This is a genomic window from Vibrio sp. S12_S33 (assembly GCF_963889785.1).
Taxonomy (GTDB): Bacteria; Pseudomonadota; Gammaproteobacteria; order Enterobacterales; family Vibrionaceae; genus Vibrio; species Vibrio aestuarianus.
Map to the genome: position 1 here is coordinate 58,348 of NZ_CAWPQZ010000013.1, position 19,637 is coordinate 77,984.

Genomic DNA, 19,637 nt, shown 5'->3' on the forward strand with positions numbered 1-19,637 from the left:
TATGGTCAAACGAAAACCGACATTATTAGCTACAGAGGCCCAATCCGATAGCGTGGTCTTAACATTCAAGGTTGACTCCGATATTTTGGATTTTACTGGGCATTTCCCTCATTTCCCTCTGCTACCAGGAGTGACTCAGATTGATTGGGCTTTACACTACGCACGAGAATATTTACTAGTACCATCCGCATTTAAAGGTATGGAAGTGGTTAAATTTCAAGAGCCAATTCTGCCCAATGCAACCATACAACTGACACTGGTATGGGATGCTGAGAAAAATAAACTCTCGTTTAACTATTACTCTCAACGAGGTGACAACACAGTCACCCACTCTTCAGGCAAAATGAAACTTGGTGAACCTAGTGTCTGACTATCGAGCCTGCTTTTTGATCCCATGCTATAACCACGGCAGTACTGTCGCAAATGTCGTTTCATCACTCGAATCTTTCACACTTCCTATGTTATTGGTCGATGATGGTAGCAATCTAGAGACAAAACATGCATTAAATGCACTCACTTCACGCGACAACCTCCACCTGCTCACCTTGACGGAAAACCAAGGCAAAGGTGGAGCGGTAATGGCTGGTATTCGTTATGCCCATCAACTCGGTTTTAGCCATGTCATCCAAATTGATGCTGATGGCCAACATGATGTACAAGCACTCCCTAAACTGCTGGCCGCATCACAAGCACAGCCTACACATTTGATTTCGGGTCAGCCAATTTACGACGAAAGTGTTCCTAAGGCTCGCCTTTACGGCCGATACGCTACCCATATCTGGGTATGGATTGAAACACTGTCACTATCGATTAAAGACAGTATGTGCGGCTTTCGTGCGTATCCAGTTGAAAAATCAATTGAAGTAATCAATAGCTATCGAATTGGCAAGCGGATGGATTTTGATATCGAGATTTTGGTGCGCATGTATTGGCAAGGTGTCGACATCGACTTTATCGAAACTCGCGTGATCTATCCGGAAGGTGGTATTTCACACTTTGATGCCTTATGGGATAACGTCAACATCAGTTGGATGCACACCAAGTTGTTTTTTGGCATGCTTCCGCGCATTCCTCGGTTAGTAAAACGCAATTTCAACCGTACGCAAGCTAATGTCCACTGGTCGAAACAGCAAGAACGCGGTACGGTACTGGGTATTAAAACTCTGTTGTTTATTTATAGCTTACTGGGGCGCTCTGTTTTTAACCTCATTTTGAGAGTTGTCATTGGTTACTACCACTTAACGGGTAAACAAATAAAACAAGCTTCGGAGCATTATCTACAACAATTAAGAGAGCACGCCAGCCAACACTCACTTACGTTGCCAACGCATTTATCTAGCTACAATCATTTGCTCTCTTTTGGTCACACCATGCTTGATAAGCTTGCGGCTTGGAAAGGTGATTTTACGGTTGATAATTTAACCATTCACGGACAAGACCTTTTTCAACAACTCGTCGAGCGAAAACAAGGCGTGCTACTGTTGGGGTCTCATCTTGGCAATATTGAACTGTGCCGAGCCTTGGGACGTCGGCATACATCGATTAAGATCAATGCATTAGTCTTTACTGAACATGCAGAACGTTTTAACACCGTAATGAAAGCCATCAACCCAAATTCAGAGCTCAATCTCATTCAAGTAAGTAGCCTTGGGCCTAGTACTGCCATTTTATTACAACAGAAAATTGAACAAGGTGAATGGGTCGTTATCGTCGGTGATCGAACGTCAACCAGTAAAGAAACCCGAGCCGTTTGGGCAGATTTCTTAAGTAAGCCAGCCCCATTTCCACAAGGGCCATTTATGCTAGCATCTATTTTAAAAGCCCCAGTATACCTTCTGTTTGGTTTAAGAGATGATACGGCACAAAAACCTCATTTTAACGTCTATTTCGAGCACTTTAGCGACAGCATAGATCTACCGAGGAAAGAACGACAAGCGGCGTTAGCGCAGGTAGTACAACGCTACGCTGATCGGCTGGAACATTACACACTGCAAGCTCCACTGCAGTGGTATAACTTTTTCAACTTTTGGACTCTAAGTAAACAACAGCATGACGATTCAGACAGATAACCGCATAACTTTTGGCGTCGATCACCTCACCATTGAAGATGTTGTCGCGATTTCGCAAGGCGCGCAGGCCAGCCTCAATTCTTCAGCGGAATTCACCGCTAAAATTGATCGCGGCGTCGCTTTTTTAGAACGACTTTTAAAAGAAGAAGGCGTAATTTACGGCGTAACCACCGGCTATGGTGATTCATGCACCGTTGCCATTCCGCCGAATCTAGTGGATCAATTACCACTGCATTTGACTCGCTTTCACGGCTGTGGCTTAGGCGAGGTATTAAGCCACCAGCAATCACGCGCAGTATTAGCAACACGCTTGTGTTCACTAGCGCAAGGTGTCTCTGGTGTGAGCCATGAACTGCTTAACCAAATCGTCACCTTGATCAACTACGATATCGCCCCTCGTATTCCACAAGAAGGTTCGGTCGGGGCAAGCGGCGATTTAACGCCACTCTCCTACCTCGCGGCCACACTGATTGGTGAGCGCGACGTGCTTTATAACGGTGAGATGCGCCCTACTCAAGATGTGTTTGACGAACTGGGTATTCGCCCGATTAAGCTAAAACCAAAAGAGGGATTGGCGCTGATGAACGGCACATCAGTCATGACCGCTTTGGCCTGCTTAGCCTATAAACGCGCCGAGTATTTAACTCAACTCTGCACCAAAATTACCGCTATGGTGTCTGTTGGCATTCAGGGTAACGACTTCCATTTTGATGCCGCGCTATTTGCCGTCAAGCCGCATCCTGGTCAGCAACAAATCGCAGCATGGCTACGTGATGACTTACAAACAGAACGCCCACCTCGCAACAGTGACCGCCTGCAAGATCGCTATTCATTGCGCTGCGCACCCCATGTGATTGGCACAGTGCAAGATGCACTGCCGTGGCTACGTCAACTGATTGAAAATGAGCTCAACAGTGCTAACGACAACCCCATCATCGATGGCGATAATGAACGCGTACTGCACGGCGGCCATTTTTACGGCGGCCACATTGCCATGGCAATGGATACCTTAAAAACGCAGGTTGCTAACCTAGCCGATTTGCTCGATCGCCAAATGGCGCAATTGATGGATTACAAATTCAACAACGGTTTGCCATTTAACTTAACTGGTGCAGAAGGCGAAAGAAAACCGATCAACCACGGTTTTAAAGCCGTGCAGATTGGCATTTCAGCGTGGACGGCCGAAGCCTTGAAACATACCATGCCTGCTAGTGTTTTTTCACGTTCGACTGAGTGTCACAACCAAGATAAAGTTAGCATGGGAACCATTGCCGCACGTGATTGCCTACGTGTGCTTGAACTGACAGAACAAGTGGCGGCCGCCTCACTGTTAGCGGCTACCCAAGCAATAGAATTGCGCAAACGTCATAATGAGCTGGATGAGCAACACATGAGTCACAATATCAAGCAAATGCGTTCCGCTGTGTTGCAAGAGTTTGACTTTGTAGTGGAAGATCGTCCACTAGAACATGATTTACGCCACTTTATTAACCGCATTCAACAACGCCACTGGGCACTTTACTAGGAAGCGCGATGAGCGATGTACTTCATCCATTGGAAAGTGAGGTGACCTTAGTCACCTCGTTTCAAGATGCCGACCCAATGGGCGTTATCTACCACGGAAATTATTTTCGTTTTTTTGAAGAAGCACGCCGCGTGCTGATGGAAAAAATTGATTACAGCTATCACGCGATGACTCAATCGGGCTACCTATGGCCAGTGATTGATACCCACGTGAAGTACGTGAAAGCGATCCCGTTCAACCATACGATTCGTGTCAAAGCGACCTTGACCGAATGGGAAAATCGCTTGCGTGTTAACTACATGATTTTTGATAGCCAGACCGGGCAACGAATGTGTAAAGCACACACCACTCAAGTAGCGGTTCGCATCGACACGCAAGAGATGTGTTTCGCTTCCCCAACGCTATTCACCGACAAAGTGCAGCACTGGCATACCTATGGGAAATTATAATGCGCCGTTTTCTATGGCTAACTTTAGCTCTATTCTCGCCCCTACTCTGGGCACAGGTGACCGACCTTGCCTCACTGCAAGCGCAGTTGGCGAAACACCAGATCGTGCGCGGAGAGTTTACTCAACTCCGCCATATTGAGATGTTCAAACAACCACTGTCGTCAGCTGGGAAATTCTTACTTGATAAACAAAATGGCCTACTTTGGCAACAAAACTCACCATTTCCGGTTAATTTGGTGCTAACACAAGACAAGCTTCGCCAAACTTTTGCTAACCAACCACCACAGGTTATTACCGAAAAAGATAACCCAATGGCGTTTTATTTCAGCCATCTTTTTTTGTCGGTATTTCATGGTGACACGCAGCAATTAAATAAACAATTTACGATGACACTGCACACCGGAGATGGCCAGTGGCAGTTAAATTTAACGCCGAGAAATGAGCCACTGAACTCTGTGTTTACCTCGATAACGTTAACGGGACGAGATGACATTGATGGTTTGATCCTGCAAGAAGTGCGAGGCGACAAAACCGAGATTCAGTTTACTAACCAAAACCACCAGCCAGAGCGTTTAACCCATGCAGAGCAAACGCAGTTTAACTTCTAAATCTAATCGGCTGGCATTGTTCTGGTTGATTTTTGTGATCCTCTGTCTTGGTTTACTGCTCAAGCTGTGGGTCTTTTCGGCAGCCTCACCGATCGAAACGGATATCCTTAAGCTACTGCCAGCCAACCAGCAAAGTGTGCTCGCCGAGCAAGCGTTTGAAAAAGTCACCGCTAGTATGAGCGATAAGGTAGTATTTATTGTCACTGCGCCCAATGAGGCTGACCGACTCAAATCCGTGACAACGCTAGAAAACCATCTCAAGCAGAGTGGCTATTTCAAAGATGTGGTTGGGAAAATCGATGCTACTCAACAGAGCGCTTGGGCTAGTTACTACTTTCAACATCGAGCACAACTGCTCACCAGCGAGCAACGTAATCAGCTCAGTCAACATCCTGAACAACAAGTGCAAACAGTAGTGCAAGCCCTATATAACCCTTTTTCTGGGGTAACAGGAAAAGAGCTAAGTCACGACCCTTTTTTGCTATTTCGCGACTACTTAGCGCAAGTTAGCCAGCTATCGTCTCATTTTCTTTTGCAAGATGGATACTTAACCCGCGAGTATCAAGGCCAAAAATACGTGCTGATCACCGCGCAGCTCAACGACTCACCATACAGTTTCAAAGCGCAACAAGTGGTGCCCGATATTGCTCAATGGCAACAACGCATCAAGCAACAATTTGGGGCGGATATTTATCACACTGGTGTTTTATTTTACGCTGATTTTGGTACTCAAAGTGCCAAGTCAGAAATCAGCACCATTGGCCTTTTCTCATTACTCGGCATTGTGCTGTTGGTGATGCTGGTTTTTCGCAGTGCCATGCCTTTACTGTTGGCACTGCTCTCGGTATCCGTTGGGTTAGTGGTTGCCATGGTGATCACCACCGCGTTTTTTGGTCAGATCCATCTGTTTAGCTTAGTGTTTGGGGCCAGCCTGATTGGCGTTTCAATCGACTACGCCTTTCACTACCTGACCGATCGCCTTGCCGCAAATGAACACTGGGACAGCGTGCAAGGACTAAAGCATATTCTGACCGCCATTACCTTAGGATTAATCACCAGTTTAATTGGCTATCTCGGTCTACTGGTCGCCCCTTTCCCCGGCTTACAACAATTAGCGCTATTTTCCGCCTTAGGGCTCGTTGCCGCTTACGCGACGGTCGTGGCTTGGTATCCGATTTTGGCCAAAAAACCAAGTTCATCGAGAACTCTCCCGGGCCTCACTTATTGGTCCTTATGGTTTGCGCTTTGGCAAAAGCCATGGGTTAAATGGGGCCTACCCACGGCGTTATTGATCATCAGCAGCCTTGCCCTGACACAAGTGCACTACAACGACGACATTCGACAATTACAAGCCATGCCGAGCGAATTGAAACAGCAAGAGCAGCAAATTAACGCCTTAACTGGTATTCAATCATCACAGCAAATGTTGGTCGTCAGTGCCGACGATGATGAAGCATTAATGCAGCAGTTAGAAAAATTAGATACGCAATTGTCACAATGGCAACAACAAGGCGTACTTTCTGGCTATCAAAGTTTAAGCCAAAACATCAGCTCGCTTAAGCATCAACAAGAAAACTACGCACTGGTTGAAGCACTGTACGCGAACCAAGGCACAGCACTGGCTCACACGCTGAAACTATCTTCGATTCCTAAACTGGATGCGTCATTTTTACCCATTACACTGGCGCATTATTTAACCCATGATGTTTCCCAACCGCTGCGCTTTCTTTATTTAGGTGAAGTTGAGCAAAAAGTGGCGGCGGTAGTGCTGCTGAAAGAGGTTCACCAAGCGGCGGTAATTAAGCAGTTTGCGGCGCAAAACAGCGACTACGCCTATTTGAATAAAACCGAAGAGATCTCAACCCTGTTTGGGCAGTATCGCCTTAAAGTGATGGAGTTAATTGCGCTGGCACTGACCTTGATCAGCGCTCTCACTACTTGGCGCTACGGCGTGAAACACAGCATTCGCATTATGTTACCTTCGCTTATTGCTTGTATGGCTGGATTAGCCGTCACCGTCGCGACAGGCTCTATGCTCAATTTATTCAATCTATTAGCACTGGTATTAGTGATAGGTATTGGTATTGATTACACGCTCTTTTTTGCCGAACAAGCCCGCAGTCACAGTACCTTGCTTGCCATAACCCTTTCAGCACTGACTACTTTGCTCTCGTTTGGTCTGCTTGCTCTTAGCCAAACTCACGCCATTCACAGTTTTGGTTTGACGGTACTTAGCGGCATTTTCGTTGCTTGGTTGCTTTCACCAATGGCGATCAAATCACAACCTGCCGCCATGAAAGCGCATGAGGAAAAACCATGATGATGAGACAGATACGCCGTACACTGCCCATACTGTTACTGATGTTGTCTGGCTGCTCTTTAGTGCCAAACCAAGCTTCCACGCAAGTAGAAATTAGCCCTAACACATTCGTTACACTGCCCAAACCTGCGCAACTTGGGTACCAAGTCACAGCAAGCCAGTTGATCAGTGCCCGTTGGCAAGATGATAGCGGCCAACATAACCAACAACTTCCGGTCCAACTACAGGTCACCGATGACAAGATTGTACTGGCAGGTTTTTCATCTTGGGGAACAAGGATTTTATCGCTCAATTATCAGCAAGATACTATTGAGACCAGTGTACTCAATGGCTTGGAAAATGCCTTGCCAAAGCCCGAACAGATACTCTTTAACCTGATGATCACGCTCTGGCCGCGAAATGCTTGGGAAGCCCCGTTAAATAAGGTAAAGTGGCAAATCATTGATGATGATAATAGACGAACACTCATCAATGAGCTGGGTGAAACAGTGATTGTTATTGATTATCAACATCCCTTCGCGATGAAGGGAGATATTCGCTTCCACAATCAATTATTGAATTACACCATTACGATTAAAACACTCAGTGCCCAGCACCCTTTGCCGCCCACACAACCGTAGATAGCTATCATGAACTCATCCACGACTTCTCCTATTGATTCTCGCTCACCTATTTATGTCCAAGACTGCGGTTTTCACTGCGCGATGGGGAGTGACTCGTCGCACATTCACCAAAGTTTAGCGCTGGGCTATTGTGACAACATGGTGGCTGACTGCACGTCGCTCAATACTGGCACCGCAACCATCGTAGGCCGAGTGAGTGAACCGCTACCAAAAATCCCAGTGCATTTAAGTGCGTTCAATACGCGCAACAACCAACTGGCTTTATCGGCACTGCAACAAATCGAACCGAGTGTCCGCCACGCGATTGCCACCTATGGTGCAGATCGCATTGCAGTGGTGGTTGGCACGAGCACGTCCGGCATTGCTGATGGCGAAGTCGCACTCGCCCACACGTTAGAGCAGGGTGAATTCCCAAGCGGCTACCACTACTACAAACAGGAATTAGGCAATTGCAGTGATTTTATCGCACGCTATTTTTCAATAAGCGGCCCCTGCTACGCCATTTCGACCGCCTGTTCGTCCAGTGGCCGCGTCTTTATCACCGCAAAAAGAATGCTTAATGCAGGGCTGGTTGATGCGGTGATTGTCGGTGGTGCCGATACTTTGTGCCGCTTAACACTCAATGGTTTTAACGGTTTAGAGTCGCTGTCTCAACGTTTATGTAAACCGTTTGATGCACAGCGAGATGGCATCAACATTGGTGAATCTGCCGCTTTTATGCTGCTGGGTAAAACTCCGTCTCAGCAACACACTCACGCCATTGCGCTATTGGGTGCAGGCGACAGCTCCGATGCTTACCATATTTCTGCACCCAACCCAGATGGAAACGGTGCAGAACAGGCAATGCGTAACGCGCTGCAAGATGCCAAATTAACCGCCAGTGATATCGGCTATATCAACGCTCACGGCACCGCAACACCGCTCAATGACAGCATGGAAAGTAAAGCGATTTTTCGCGTTTTTGGCCAGCACGTTGCGGTGAGTTCAACCAAACCACTTACTGGACATACGCTCGGCGCGGCCAGTGCAACCGAAGCCGCCATTGCTTGGCACATACTGCAATACCAATTGCCTTTGCCCATTCAGCACTGTGCTAACAAAGCGCCAGACATCGATATTACGCTGGTGGAGACCACCCAATATTTAGAAAATAAGGCCATTTTAAGCAACTCCTTTGCTTTTGGTGGCAACAATATTAGTCTCATTTTTGGTTACGTTAATGACACAGCTTCCCGCAATTGAACAACTGCTGCCTCATCAAGCGCCGATGATTTTGATCGACCGCGCGCTTGAGGTACAGAGTGAATCTATCCACTGCCAAGTGGATATTGAATCGCACCACCTGTTTTTTGACCCAGCGACACAAAGCATACCGGCCTATGTCGGTATCGAGTTTATGGCACAAGCTATTGCCGCGTGGTCTGGGTATCATTCACTTATCCAAAGCATTCAACCACCGATTGGCTTTCTGCTCGGCAGTCGCCGTTATCGTGCGCTGTGCGATGCATTCTTGAAAGGGCAAACGCTCGATATCTATGCTGAACAACTAATGCAAGACAATGGTATGGCTGTGTTTAGCGCAAGAATAGAGCACCAACACCAGCTTTTGGCTGAATGCCAATTAAATGTGTATGTGCCATCAGAACAAAAATTAGAAGAGATGAAAATAAGGAGTCAAGCATGACCCGACACGTATTAGTGACTGGTGCAAGTAAAGGTATTGGCAAAGCGATTGCGATTGCGCTCGCCAAAGATGGTTTTGCCATTGCTGTCCATTACATGAGCGACCAACAAGGTGCCCTGCAAACACTAGCGACCATCGAGCAAAACGGTGGTTCAGGCCGATTGATTCAATTTGACATCAGCAACCGAGCTCAGTGTCGCGAAGTATTAGAAGCCGATATTGCTCTGCATGGTGCTTATTACGGCGTGGTCAATAACGCGGGCATTACTCGTGACACGGCGTTTCCTGCCATGACAGAGCAAGAATGGGATGGTGTAATTCACACCAATTTAGACAGCTTTTATAACGTCCTCCACCCTTGTGTGATGCCAATGGTGCAAAAACGCCAAGGTGGCCGCATTGTGACTTTAGCGTCGGTGTCGGGCATCACGGGCAACCGTGGTCAAACCAATTACAGCGCCGCCAAAGCTGGCGTAATTGGCGCGACCAAATCGCTCGCGCTTGAACTGGCTAAGCGCAAAATCACCGTCAACTGCGTTGCTCCGGGTTTAATCGATACAGGCATGGTGGTGGAGCACGTCAAAGAGCACGCACTGCCACAAGTTCCTTTACGCCGCATGGGTGAACCCGAAGAAGTCGCAGGCCTTGTGAGCTATTTAATGTCTGATATTGCCGCTTATGTTACTCGCCAAGTTATCTCGATTAATGGAGGCTTAGTATGATCCGTCGCGTTGTAGTTACAGGCATGTCCGGCGTGACTGCTTTTGGTAATGACTGGGCCAGTATTGAGCCAAAACTCAGAGCTTGTGAAAATGCCACTCAATATATGCCCTCCTATGAGCAGTATGAGGGTTTAAACACAAAACTCGCCGCGCCAATAATGGGCTTTACACTGCCTAGCCACTACAAACGTAAACAAGTCCGAGGTATGGGCCGCGTGTCACAACTGGCGACCGTTGCCACCGAAAATGCGCTGCTACAAGCGGGCTTAATTGGTCATGAAGTGCTGACTAACGGCCAAACCGGTATCGCTTATGGTTCATCAACAGGCAGCACCGATGCCATCGGTGCGTTTGGTGTCATGCTCAACGAAAAAACCACTCGAGCCATTACCGCAACCACTTATGTGCAGATGATGCCTCACACTGCAGCGGTGAACGTAGGTCTATTTTTCGGGCTCAAAGGCCGCGTCATTCCAACCAGTAGCGCCTGCACGTCTGGTAGCCAAGCCATCGGTTACGCATACGAAGCGATCAAGCACGGCTACCAAACCGTAATGGTGGCGGGCGGTGGTGAAGAGCTCTGCCCTACCGAATCGGCCGTATTTGATACCTTATTTGCCACTAGCCTCAAAAACGACCAGCCCAAAACCACCCCCCGCCCGTATGATACTCAGCGTGATGGTTTAGTGATTGGTGAAGGCGCAGGAACTTTAGTGCTTGAAGAGTATGAACACGCCATCGCGCGCGGTGCTACCATTCACGCAGAAATCATCGGTTTTGCCAGCAACTGCGATGCCGCCCATGTCACTCAACCACAAATGGACACCATGCAAATCTGCATGGAGATGGCGTTGCGTGATGCCAATTTAAATGCAGATAAAATTGACTATGTTTCTGCCCATGGTACGGCAACCGACCGGGGTGACATAGCCGAAAGTCACGCCACCGCAAACGCGTTGGGTAAAGTGCCGATCAGCTCGTTGAAAAGTTATTTTGGTCACACATTGGGCGCATGTGGCGCGGTTGAAGCTTGGTTAGGTTTAGAAATGATGAAAAGCGGTTGGTTTAATCCAACCCTTAACCTAGATAATATCGACCCGCAATGTGGTGATCTTGACTACATTACAGGCACAGGGCGTGAGCTGGATGTGCAATACCTAATGAGCAATAACTTTGCTTTTGGTGGCATCAACACTTCGATTATTTTTAAAAAATTCAGCGAATAATCCCATAAAAAGCCGTTGCCCAAACAACTTGAAGTTGCAGGTAGGCGGCCAGTGAGTTCATCCCGATGAGCCTAGATAAACGATGTGCTTAGGGTGAGAGAACGTAGCCAACACAGCTGTAACTTCAAGTTGTTCGGTATATCAAATTTAGGCAAAAGAACGGCTTACCAAAGCAAGCCGTTTCGTTTTTGTTCTGTATTACAGTGCTTTTACCAGTTCAGCAATGCCCTGCCAATCACCTTGATCCATTAGATCGGTTGGAACCATCCACGTACCGCCACAAGCCACAACAGATTTAATCGACAAATAGTCTTGAACGTTACTTGGGCTAACGCCACCTGTGGGCATAAAGTTCACTGGATAAACGGCTGTCAACGCTTTGAGCATTGCCACGCCACCCGAAGGCTCTGCTGGGAAAAATTTTAATGTGCACAAACCCATTTCCATCGCTTGTTCAACCAAACTCGGGTTGTTCACTCCTGGAACTATCGCTATGTTGCGCTGTTGACAATATCTCACAGTGGTTGGGTTAAAACCGGGGCTCACCACAAAATCAACGCCCGCTTCAATCGCTTGGTCAACCTGCACCGTAGTCAGCACTGTACCTGCGCCAATCAGCATTTCCGGGTAGGCTTCACGCATCAAACGAATCGATTCTACAGCCGCTTCTGTTCTAAAGGTGACTTCCGCGCATGGCAACCCATTTTCAACCAACACCTTTGCTAAAGGTATCGCTTGGCTGGCATCATTAATCGCAATCACAGGGACGATTTTGATTTCTTTCAATCGTTGTTCAAGAGTTTTCATTGTTTGTTCATTTCTCTAGTTATTAAGCAGGGGAAATTAAGTCAAATCGCTGCCGTTACTTGCGATCACTTTTTTATACCAATGGAATGACTTTTTCGGTATACGATTCAACGTACCATTACCTAGATTATCTCTATCAACATAAACGAAACCATAACGCTTACTCATCTCTCCAGTAGATGCTGCCACAAGGTCGATACACCCCCAAGGTGTATATCCCATCAGTGGTACACCATCTTCCATAGCTTCATGCATCGCAACAATATGCTGACGAAGGTAATCGATACGATAGTCATCGTTCACTTCACCGTTTTCATCCAAAGTATCACGAGCACCTAAACCATTTTCAACCAAGAAAAGTGGTTTCTGGTAGCGGTCATAGAGTGTGTTCATCGTGATTCGAAGGCCTGTCGGGTCGATTACCCAGCCCCAATCACTTGCCGGAAGGTGGGGGTTTTTGATGGACTTAACAACGTTCGCCGCGCTGGTGTTACCCGCATTCATATTAGCAGAAGCACAGCGAGAAGCGTAATAACTGAATGAGATGAAATCGACGGTATTCTTTAGAATTTCGAAATCTTCTTCTTGCGTTTCAAGCACCACGCCTTTGTTATCAAAAACCTTTTGAGCATAAGATGGGTAGTAACCACGCGATTGAACATCGATAAAGAAGAAGTTCTCGCGATCTTTTTCCATCGCCATGAGCACATCTTCAGGCTTACATGAGTATGGATAGAAGTTACCACCTGCTAGCATACAACCCACTTGATTTTGCTCATCGACTTCATGGGCTATCTTTGTTACCAAAGCGCTTGCCACTAGCTCATGGTGGGCTGCTTGGTACTTCACTTGATCGTGATTTTCGCCTTCCTGGAACAATAAGCCAGCGCCAGAAAATGGGCTAGCTAGCAAGATATTAATTTCGTTAAAGGTTAGCCAATACTTCACCAAGCCTTTGTAATTATCGAAACAGGTTCTTGCATAACGACTGAAAAACTCGATCATCTTACGATTACGCCACGAACCATACTCATTCACCAAGTGCATAGGCACATCGAAATGACACAAAGTAACCAAGGGTTCAATGTCGTACTTCTTACACTCTTCGAAAACACTTAGGTAAAAGTCTAAACCTGCTTGGTTCGGCTCTAGCTCATCACCTTTCGGAAAAATTCGGCTCCATGCGATAGACACACGAAAAACTTTGAACCCCATCTCTGCCAGTAAGGCGAGGTCTTCTTTGTAACGGTGATAAAAATCAATCGCATTATGACTTGGGTAGAACTGATCTTCACTGAGAGAAACCTTATCAACCAGACCAAGCTTAATTGGCATGCGGTTCTCACCGTAAGGGATCATATCTACGGTTGTCAGCCCTTTGCCACCTGCTAAATGAGCGCCTTCAGATTGGTTTGCTGCAATAGCCCCGCCCCATAAAAAATCTTCGGGAAATTGAATGTTTGACATCGAATACCTCAGAAACAATAAAGGTCACCTTACGATGAAGTAAGGTGACTGAATAAATTAACTCAATACTAACTAAGAAGCAGGCGCCACTATGACCTTCTCTTCTGCTTGACTAGCTTCTTTCTTTGCAGGCTCCGAATTTGCTTTTTCATCGGCATAGTCTTCAGGAATGTCTTCAAAACCTAAAACTAGGGTTAGAACAAATGACAGCACAATGGACAATGCGATCAGGCCGAACACCCAAACGATACTCATAGGATCATTCACATCGAAGAACTGAACGCTCGTAAACAAACTTGGTGCTGCCATCGAGTGACTCGCAAGGCCCCCCATACCCGCCAAGGCACCGACGATGAAACCAGTAATCATTGTTGCGATCAGTGGGCGTTTCAGACGAACAAGTACACCGTACAATGCTGGCTCAGAGATACCCGCGAAGATAGCGGAAGCACCCGCAGCTAAAGATGTTTGCCTTAGTGCGCTGTTTTTGGTTTTGTAAGCAACAGCTAGACACGCACCACCCATACCGATATTGGCACCAATCTCTGATGGCATAACCATGCCTTCACGGCCAGTTTCAGCAATCGTTTGGATAATAGTTGGTGTGAATACACGGTGCATGCCAGTCAGTACAAGTAGTGGCCACAGCGCACCCATGATAGCAACCGACAACCACCCTAATGTGTCATGAACAGTGTAAACAAGCGCTGAAAGTGCAGTACCTACCCAGATTCCAAATGGACCAATCAATACAATCGCAATTGGTGCTGCAATCAATACAATCAGCATTGGTTTGAGGAAGTTCTTAGTTACGGCTGGCGTAATTTTATCCACCCAACGTTCAATGTAAGAAAGTACCCAAGTCATTACTAATACTGGAATAACCGTGTAGGTGTATTTAACAGAAGTAATTGGAATACCGAAGAAATCAACATACTTACCTTCAGCAGCTTGAGCCATTAATTCCATAAAATTCGGATGAATCAAGACACCGGCAATCGCAATGGAAAGAGACATATTGGTCTTGAATTTGATCGATGCTGAAGCTGCCACCATAACAGGTAGGAAGAAAAAGGCGCCGTCACCAATCGCTTTCAGGATAATCAAAGAAGGTGCATTCGGCTCAACCCAACCCAGCATTTCTAGCACCATGGCTAGCAGTTTGACCATTGAGCCGCCAATGATTGCGGGGATCAAAGGTGACATAGTACCAACCAGTGCATCCAACATTTTCGCACCAATTGACTTAGCCGTTAGTTTATCTTTCTTAGCAGGAACCTCTGACTCAGATACATTGGATAGCTCACAAAGCACCATCACTTCTTTGTACGCATACGATACCTCGTTACCAATGATAACTTGTACTTTATCTCCATTATCAACAACACCCATCACACCTTTCAGTGCTTTTAGTTTGTTGATATCGATGCCATCTTGGCTGTGTAAAACGAATCGTAGTCGAGTCATACAGTGTGTTAGAGCTGCGACATTTTCCTTGCTCCCAAGATGCTCAACAACAGATTTCGCAATTGCGCGGTAATCGTTGGCCATTTTATCCCCCAAGAAACTCTTTCTAATGATATTTAAACGCGAAATATAGTGAGATGTAACCATGTTTGAATCAATTATCAGCAAAAAACAATCACAGTGGTTACGAATTGTTGTTTTGTGTTCTTCATCACACTTCCCAAAGTTACCAGTAACATGTTACCGATAACATGGATAAGATAAAGTCATATTTTCAAGTGATTTTAAAAAATGAGATCCAGCTCAGAATACCACTCAAGGAGTCAGAATGACTGGTAGTAGCATTATCGTAATGGGCGTATGCGCCTGCGGAAAAAGCACTGTAGGCGAGAAACTTGCGCAAAAATTAGGTGCCAAATTTATCGACGGTGACGACCTTCACCCAAAGGCCAACATTATCAAAATGGCAGGCGGAGAGCCGTTAAATGATGACGATCGCAAACCTTGGTTAGGGCGTATTCGTGATGCGGCCTTCAGCTTAGAAAGTAAAAATGAACAAGGCATTATCGTATGCTCTGCTCTGAAAAAAACCTACCGCGACCAAATTCGTGAAGGCAACCAAAACGTAACGTTTCTTTTTCTGGATGGTAGCTTTGATTTGATCATGCAACGTATGCAAGCACGCCAAGGTCATTTCATGAAAGCCAATATGGTAGAAAGCCAGTTCAACACCTTAGAGCGACCAGATGATGAAGATCGCGTAGTGGTAATTGATATCGATACGAATATTGATCAGGTTGTCGAACGCGCCCTACATGCACTAATGCAGTTAAATACACGCAATGAAACCAAGGTCTCCGCATGAGCGACCAACTCCACACAACTATAGCCGCCGTCACTGAGCGAATTACCGAACGCAGCCGCACTATACGCCACCAATTTCTAGAAAGAGCTAAACAGCAGGCTGACAATGGTAAAGGTAAAGCCTCATTATCTTGCGGGAATTTAGCTCACGCTGTCGCAGCCTCTTGCTCACAAGAGAAAGCCAATATTCTTGATTTAACGCGCTCAAATTTAGCCATCATCAGCGCCTACAACGATATGCTCAGTGCACATCAAGTGTACAAAGATTATCCCGACCAAATTAAACAAGCTCTTGCACCGCTTGGTCATACAGCTCAAGTTGCAGGCGGCGTTCCAGCAATGTGCGACGGCGTAACGCAAGGTCAAGCAGGAATGGATATGTCTTTATTCTCTCGTGATTTGATTGCTCAATCGACTGCATTTTCACTGAGCCATAATATGTTCGATGGCACATTGTTACTTGGTATCTGCGATAAAATTGCTCCCGGCCAACTGATGGGAGCCCTTTCATTTGCTCATCTGCCGACTGCTTTTATTCCTGCCGGTCCAATGTCGACAGGTCTCACTAACGATGAAAAAGTCGATATTCGTCAAAAACACGCAGCGGGACTGGCTGACAATACAGCCCTACTCAATATGGAATGTGCTTCTTACCACTCTCCGGGAACCTGTACGTTCTACGGCACGGCCAATACAAATCAGTTGGTGTTCGAAGCGATGGGCTTAATGCTCGCAGGTTCTGCATTTGTTGCACCGAATTCCAAACTGCGCCACGCATTAACGAAACATGCTGCAATACGTCTTGCGGCAATGACTCCAGGCTCTGCCTACTTCAGGCCACTAATGGATGTGATCACAGAAAAGAGTATCGTCAATGGTCTCGTTGCACTGCTCTCCTCTGGGGGAAGTACAAACCATACCATTCACTTGCTCGCTGTAGCTCGTGCTGCTGGTATTATCCTGACTTGGCAAGATATTAGTGATTTATCGGAAGTGATACCACTGCTTGTCAATGTGTACCCAAATGGTTCAGCTGATATAAATGACTTTGAGCAAGCTGGCGGCGTACCAATGTTAATGACCCGCTTGCACCAAGAGCAGTTATTGCACTGCGATGTCAAACCCGTATTTGGTGAATTCATCGACCAATTGAAATCACCAATATTAGTGGGTGAAAGCATTGAATGGCAGTTTAATAACGCGAGCAAAAAACCAAGCGTGATTGCCCTGCCAAACCAGGTATTCCAACGTACTGGAGGCATAAAAGTATTGTCTGGCAATATTGGCCAAGCGGTGATGAAAGTCTCCGCCGTGGCTGAGCAACATCGCATTGTTGAAGCGCCCGCCAAAGTGTTTGCTTGCCAACATCAGGTTGAGCAGGCGTATCAACGCGGCGAGCTCAATCAAGATTGCGTGGTTGTGGTCCGCTTCAATGGACCAGCGGCCAATGGCATGCCTGAGCTGCATAAGTTAATGCCAATTTTGGGCAACTTACAAAAAGCAGGCTATCAGGTTGCGTTAGTGACCGATGGGCGTTTGTCCGGCGCTTCTGGTAAAATTCCTGCGGCTATTCACGTCTCACCTGAAGCATTAAGAGGCGGCGCAATTGCGCTTATTGAAGAGGGAGATAGGATCCGCGTCGATGCGGTGACAGGCCGATTAGAAAACTTAACGCCAACCGAAGGCCGCGATAGCGCCACCTGTGATACTGAGCTTACACAGCAAACTTGGGGGCGCGATCTGTTTAAAGTGTGTCGAGACAATGTTTCTGCCGCCGACCAAGGCGCTTCTTTCTTATTCCCATAGTCACGTAAAGCATTAAAGTGGCATGGTTAGCCACTTTAATGCTCAATGATACGAAAATATGATTCGCTATAGGCTCTCACCATTAGTCACACTAAACCCTAAGTCAAACACGCGTTGTTCTAGGGTCTCACCCGCTAACACTGCCAGTAACAGCTCTGCACTTTTTTTGCCAATCTCAAAGCGTGGGGTTTCCACACTGGTTAACTTCGGTGATATCGCTTGACCAATATCCAAAGCGTTGTACCCCACTATCGAAATATCTTGAGGCACTTTCAGCCCTTTATATGCACACTTCATCATGGCACCAATCGCAATATCATCATTGGTACAAAACACACCATTGAGATCTGGTATTTCTTGAAGCGCCTGCTCCAAAAGCTCTCCCCCCAATGTAAAACTCGAATGCTCTTCGGTCAGAATATGCTTCGGCTTTAATCCGGCGTTGATCATGGCTCGGTCATAACCGGTCATACGAAGCTGTGTACGGGTATCTAGCCGCGCACCAAAATAAGCAATGTTGCGTTTGCCACTTTGCACCATGTTGCTCACTACATGAAATGCCGCTTGCTCATGATCAAGCCCTACCGCCATATCGATTGGCTCCGTTGGCAGCTCCATTGTTTCCACCACAGGTACTCCCGCAGCCTTAAGCATTTGTAATGTTCTTTCGCTATGATGAGTCTCGGTTAAAATCAGTCCATCAACTTGATACGACAACAACGAGGCAATTTTTTCCTCTTCTTCTTGCACGCTATAACCGAAGTGAGCAATCAAAGTATCATAGCCTCGAGCTTTGGTTACATACTCGATACCTTGAACCAAATTGGCGAATACTTGGTTTGAAAGGGAAGGTAAAAGAATGCCAATCGCCTTACTGGATGACTTGGACAACATCGCTGGCGCTCGGTTTTGTATATAACCTAACTCTTCGATCACTGCCGCAATTTTCGCTTGGGTAGCAAAAGCGACAGAATTTGGATCACGCAGAAAACGCGAGACGGTCATTTTGGTGACACCAACACGGTCAGCAATATCTTGCAGCGTGGGTCTAGTTTTACGTTGTTTACTATTCATTGTTATTATTTATTCCAACCGAATGTTACTGTAACATTAAACCTCATGACAAACATGCATTTCAATCTTTATATTGCCTCTTTAGCTCGTGCTTGCTGGAACAACAGCGCTATTTGCGTGACCCAATATCACAATTATCAATAAACGCCTTAATTATCCCTAAAATAACCTTGCTTTATTGACCCTACGCCCCAAGAAAGAAAAAGTAAGGCAGAACTCCACTTTTAACGGTTCTTTGATTCACCGCAATGCGGGTTTTCTTCTGCCAGATTAAATATACGCTTTCACTTTGAAGCTGCATTCTAAGGATAAAAAAGATGTCTGATGTACCAACCACCGTTGAATATACGGTTGAAACCCTGCAACCTGTCGTTGAATCTTCTGGCTCTATTTGGGGTTACGTCGCTGGCGGTGTCGTATTAGCGATTCTACTTGGCTATTTCGGTTTCAAAAGACTGAATAAACCGGCTTTTGTCATCAAGCAGATGCGTAAACGCAACCGCAAAGAGATGAAAAAACAAGGTGTTGAGAGTACCGAATCAATGGCCGATCTAGACCTTCTGTTAGATGCAGTACAAGAATATGCAACGCAGCAGTCAATGAGCGGAACTGCAATGGTTCAGTTACTTGCTCCACTTAATGATGCAAGCAAAATGAAATCTGCGGGGGATTTCTACCATTCAATGGCCTACATTGCCAAAAGCATTAATAACCTGACGCTGGCCAAAACGTTACAGAATAAATCAAAGCAAGTTCGTTCAAGCTCGCCCCTGATGGCTGGTTTGTTAAAACGTGCTGGTGTTTAGTACGACTTAGCTTTCATCTCCAGTATGGGCCATAACGCTAGTAAAGATAGCGTTGTGGCTTATCCTCCCTCCCCTCATTTAGCCTTACGATGCTCTTCTGTAGCAAGTCTCGACCGTATA

General features: G+C 46.3%; 18 protein-coding genes. 14 read left to right on the forward strand and 4 right to left on the reverse strand.

Going from position 1 to position 19,637, the window contains the following annotated elements; translation table 11 throughout:
• Position 1 precedes the first annotated feature (1 nt).
• The 11 genes from AACW06_RS08435 to AACW06_RS08485 are packed head-to-tail and all read left to right on the forward strand — an operon-like array spanning position 2 to position 11,226.
• The gene (locus AACW06_RS08435; protein ID WP_192074730.1) at positions 2 to 370 is read left to right on the forward strand and encodes an ApeI family dehydratase; all 369 of its coding nucleotides are present in this window, start codon (positions 2 to 4) and stop codon (positions 368 to 370) included.
• Entirely contained in the window at positions 363 to 2,069 is a 1,707-nt protein-coding gene (locus AACW06_RS08440; protein ID WP_192074731.1) for an LpxL/LpxP family acyltransferase, read from the forward strand. Before AACW06_RS08435 ends, AACW06_RS08440 begins: the two co-directional genes overlap by 8 nt.
• Positions 2,050 to 3,594, forward strand: a complete 1,545-nt coding sequence (locus AACW06_RS08445) for an HAL/PAL/TAL family ammonia-lyase (RefSeq protein WP_192074732.1) — start codon at positions 2,050 to 2,052, stop codon at positions 3,592 to 3,594. Before AACW06_RS08440 ends, AACW06_RS08445 begins: the two co-directional genes overlap by 20 nt.
• A gap of 8 nt (positions 3,595 to 3,602) precedes the next feature.
• Positions 3,603 to 4,043, forward strand: coding sequence for an acyl-CoA thioesterase (locus tag AACW06_RS08450; protein WP_053309261.1), 441 nt, complete (start codon positions 3,603 to 3,605; stop codon positions 4,041 to 4,043).
• The gene (locus tag AACW06_RS08455; protein ID WP_192074753.1) at positions 4,040 to 4,651 is read left to right on the forward strand and encodes a LolA-related protein; all 612 of its coding nucleotides are present in this window, start codon (positions 4,040 to 4,042) and stop codon (positions 4,649 to 4,651) included. The genes AACW06_RS08450 and AACW06_RS08455 overlap by 4 nt, the downstream gene beginning before the upstream one ends.
• A complete protein-coding gene (locus tag AACW06_RS08460; protein ID WP_192074733.1) occupies positions 4,623 to 6,971 on the forward strand; it encodes an MMPL family transporter in 2,349 nt (782 codons plus the stop codon). The genes AACW06_RS08455 and AACW06_RS08460 overlap by 29 nt, the downstream gene beginning before the upstream one ends.
• Positions 6,971 to 7,591 carry a DUF3261 domain-containing protein gene (locus AACW06_RS08465; protein ID WP_192074754.1) on the forward strand — a complete coding sequence of 207 codons (621 nt, stop codon included), beginning with the start codon at positions 6,971 to 6,973 and terminating at the stop codon, positions 7,589 to 7,591. The genes AACW06_RS08460 and AACW06_RS08465 overlap by 1 nt, the downstream gene beginning before the upstream one ends.
• A gap of 9 nt (positions 7,592 to 7,600) precedes the next feature.
• On the forward strand, positions 7,601 to 8,836 hold the full coding sequence (locus AACW06_RS08470; protein WP_192074734.1) for a beta-ketoacyl-[acyl-carrier-protein] synthase family protein: 1,236 nt from the start codon (positions 7,601 to 7,603) through the stop codon (positions 8,834 to 8,836).
• The gene (locus tag AACW06_RS08475) at positions 8,814 to 9,278 is read left to right on the forward strand and encodes a hotdog family protein (RefSeq protein WP_192074735.1); all 465 of its coding nucleotides are present in this window, start codon (positions 8,814 to 8,816) and stop codon (positions 9,276 to 9,278) included. Before AACW06_RS08470 ends, AACW06_RS08475 begins: the two co-directional genes overlap by 23 nt.
• Positions 9,275 to 10,000, forward strand: a complete 726-nt coding sequence (locus AACW06_RS08480) for a 3-ketoacyl-ACP reductase FabG2 (RefSeq protein WP_192074736.1) — start codon at positions 9,275 to 9,277, stop codon at positions 9,998 to 10,000. Before AACW06_RS08475 ends, AACW06_RS08480 begins: the two co-directional genes overlap by 4 nt.
• Positions 9,997 to 11,226, forward strand: a complete 1,230-nt coding sequence (locus tag AACW06_RS08485; protein WP_192074737.1) for a beta-ketoacyl-ACP synthase — start codon at positions 9,997 to 9,999, stop codon at positions 11,224 to 11,226. Before AACW06_RS08480 ends, AACW06_RS08485 begins: the two co-directional genes overlap by 4 nt.
• A 198-nt stretch (positions 11,227 to 11,424) precedes the next feature.
• On the opposite strand, the gene AACW06_RS08490 is transcribed toward AACW06_RS08485, so the two are convergent.
• The 3 genes from AACW06_RS08490 to ascF form a co-directional block, all read right to left on the reverse strand.
• Positions 11,425 to 12,033, reverse strand: a complete 609-nt coding sequence (locus AACW06_RS08490) for a bifunctional 4-hydroxy-2-oxoglutarate aldolase/2-dehydro-3-deoxy-phosphogluconate aldolase (RefSeq protein WP_192074738.1) — start codon at positions 12,031 to 12,033, stop codon at positions 11,425 to 11,427.
• A gap of 36 nt (positions 12,034 to 12,069) precedes the next feature.
• Positions 12,070 to 13,500: a 6-phospho-beta-glucosidase gene (gene ascB / locus AACW06_RS08495; protein WP_192074739.1), complete on the reverse strand. Its 1,431-nt coding sequence runs from the start codon at positions 13,498 to 13,500 to the stop codon at positions 12,070 to 12,072.
• Positions 13,501 to 13,572: 72 nt separating this feature from the next.
• Complete coding sequence (gene ascF / locus AACW06_RS08500; protein WP_192074740.1) at positions 13,573 to 15,051, reverse strand: PTS cellobiose/arbutin/salicin transporter subunit IIBC; 1,479 nt, start codon at positions 15,049 to 15,051, stop codon at positions 13,573 to 13,575.
• A gap of 244 nt (positions 15,052 to 15,295) precedes the next feature.
• Between ascF and AACW06_RS08505 the strand changes: the two genes are divergently transcribed.
• Both AACW06_RS08505 and edd read left to right on the forward strand, forming a co-directional pair.
• A complete protein-coding gene (locus tag AACW06_RS08505; protein ID WP_192074741.1) occupies positions 15,296 to 15,832 on the forward strand; it encodes a gluconokinase in 537 nt (178 codons plus the stop codon).
• Positions 15,829 to 17,637, forward strand: coding sequence for a phosphogluconate dehydratase (gene edd / locus AACW06_RS08510; RefSeq protein ID WP_192074742.1), 1,809 nt, complete (start codon positions 15,829 to 15,831; stop codon positions 17,635 to 17,637). Before AACW06_RS08505 ends, edd begins: the two co-directional genes overlap by 4 nt.
• A gap of 66 nt (positions 17,638 to 17,703) precedes the next feature.
• On the opposite strand, the gene AACW06_RS08515 is transcribed toward edd, so the two are convergent.
• Entirely contained in the window at positions 17,704 to 18,711 is a 1,008-nt protein-coding gene (locus tag AACW06_RS08515; protein WP_192074743.1) for a substrate-binding domain-containing protein, read from the reverse strand.
• 317 nt (positions 18,712 to 19,028) lie between these two features.
• Here AACW06_RS08515 and AACW06_RS08520 point away from each other — a divergent pair, with 317 nt between their 5' ends.
• Positions 19,029 to 19,517, forward strand: a complete 489-nt coding sequence (locus AACW06_RS08520; RefSeq protein ID WP_192074744.1) for a hypothetical protein — start codon at positions 19,029 to 19,031, stop codon at positions 19,515 to 19,517.
• Positions 19,518 to 19,637: the final 120 nt, after the last annotated feature.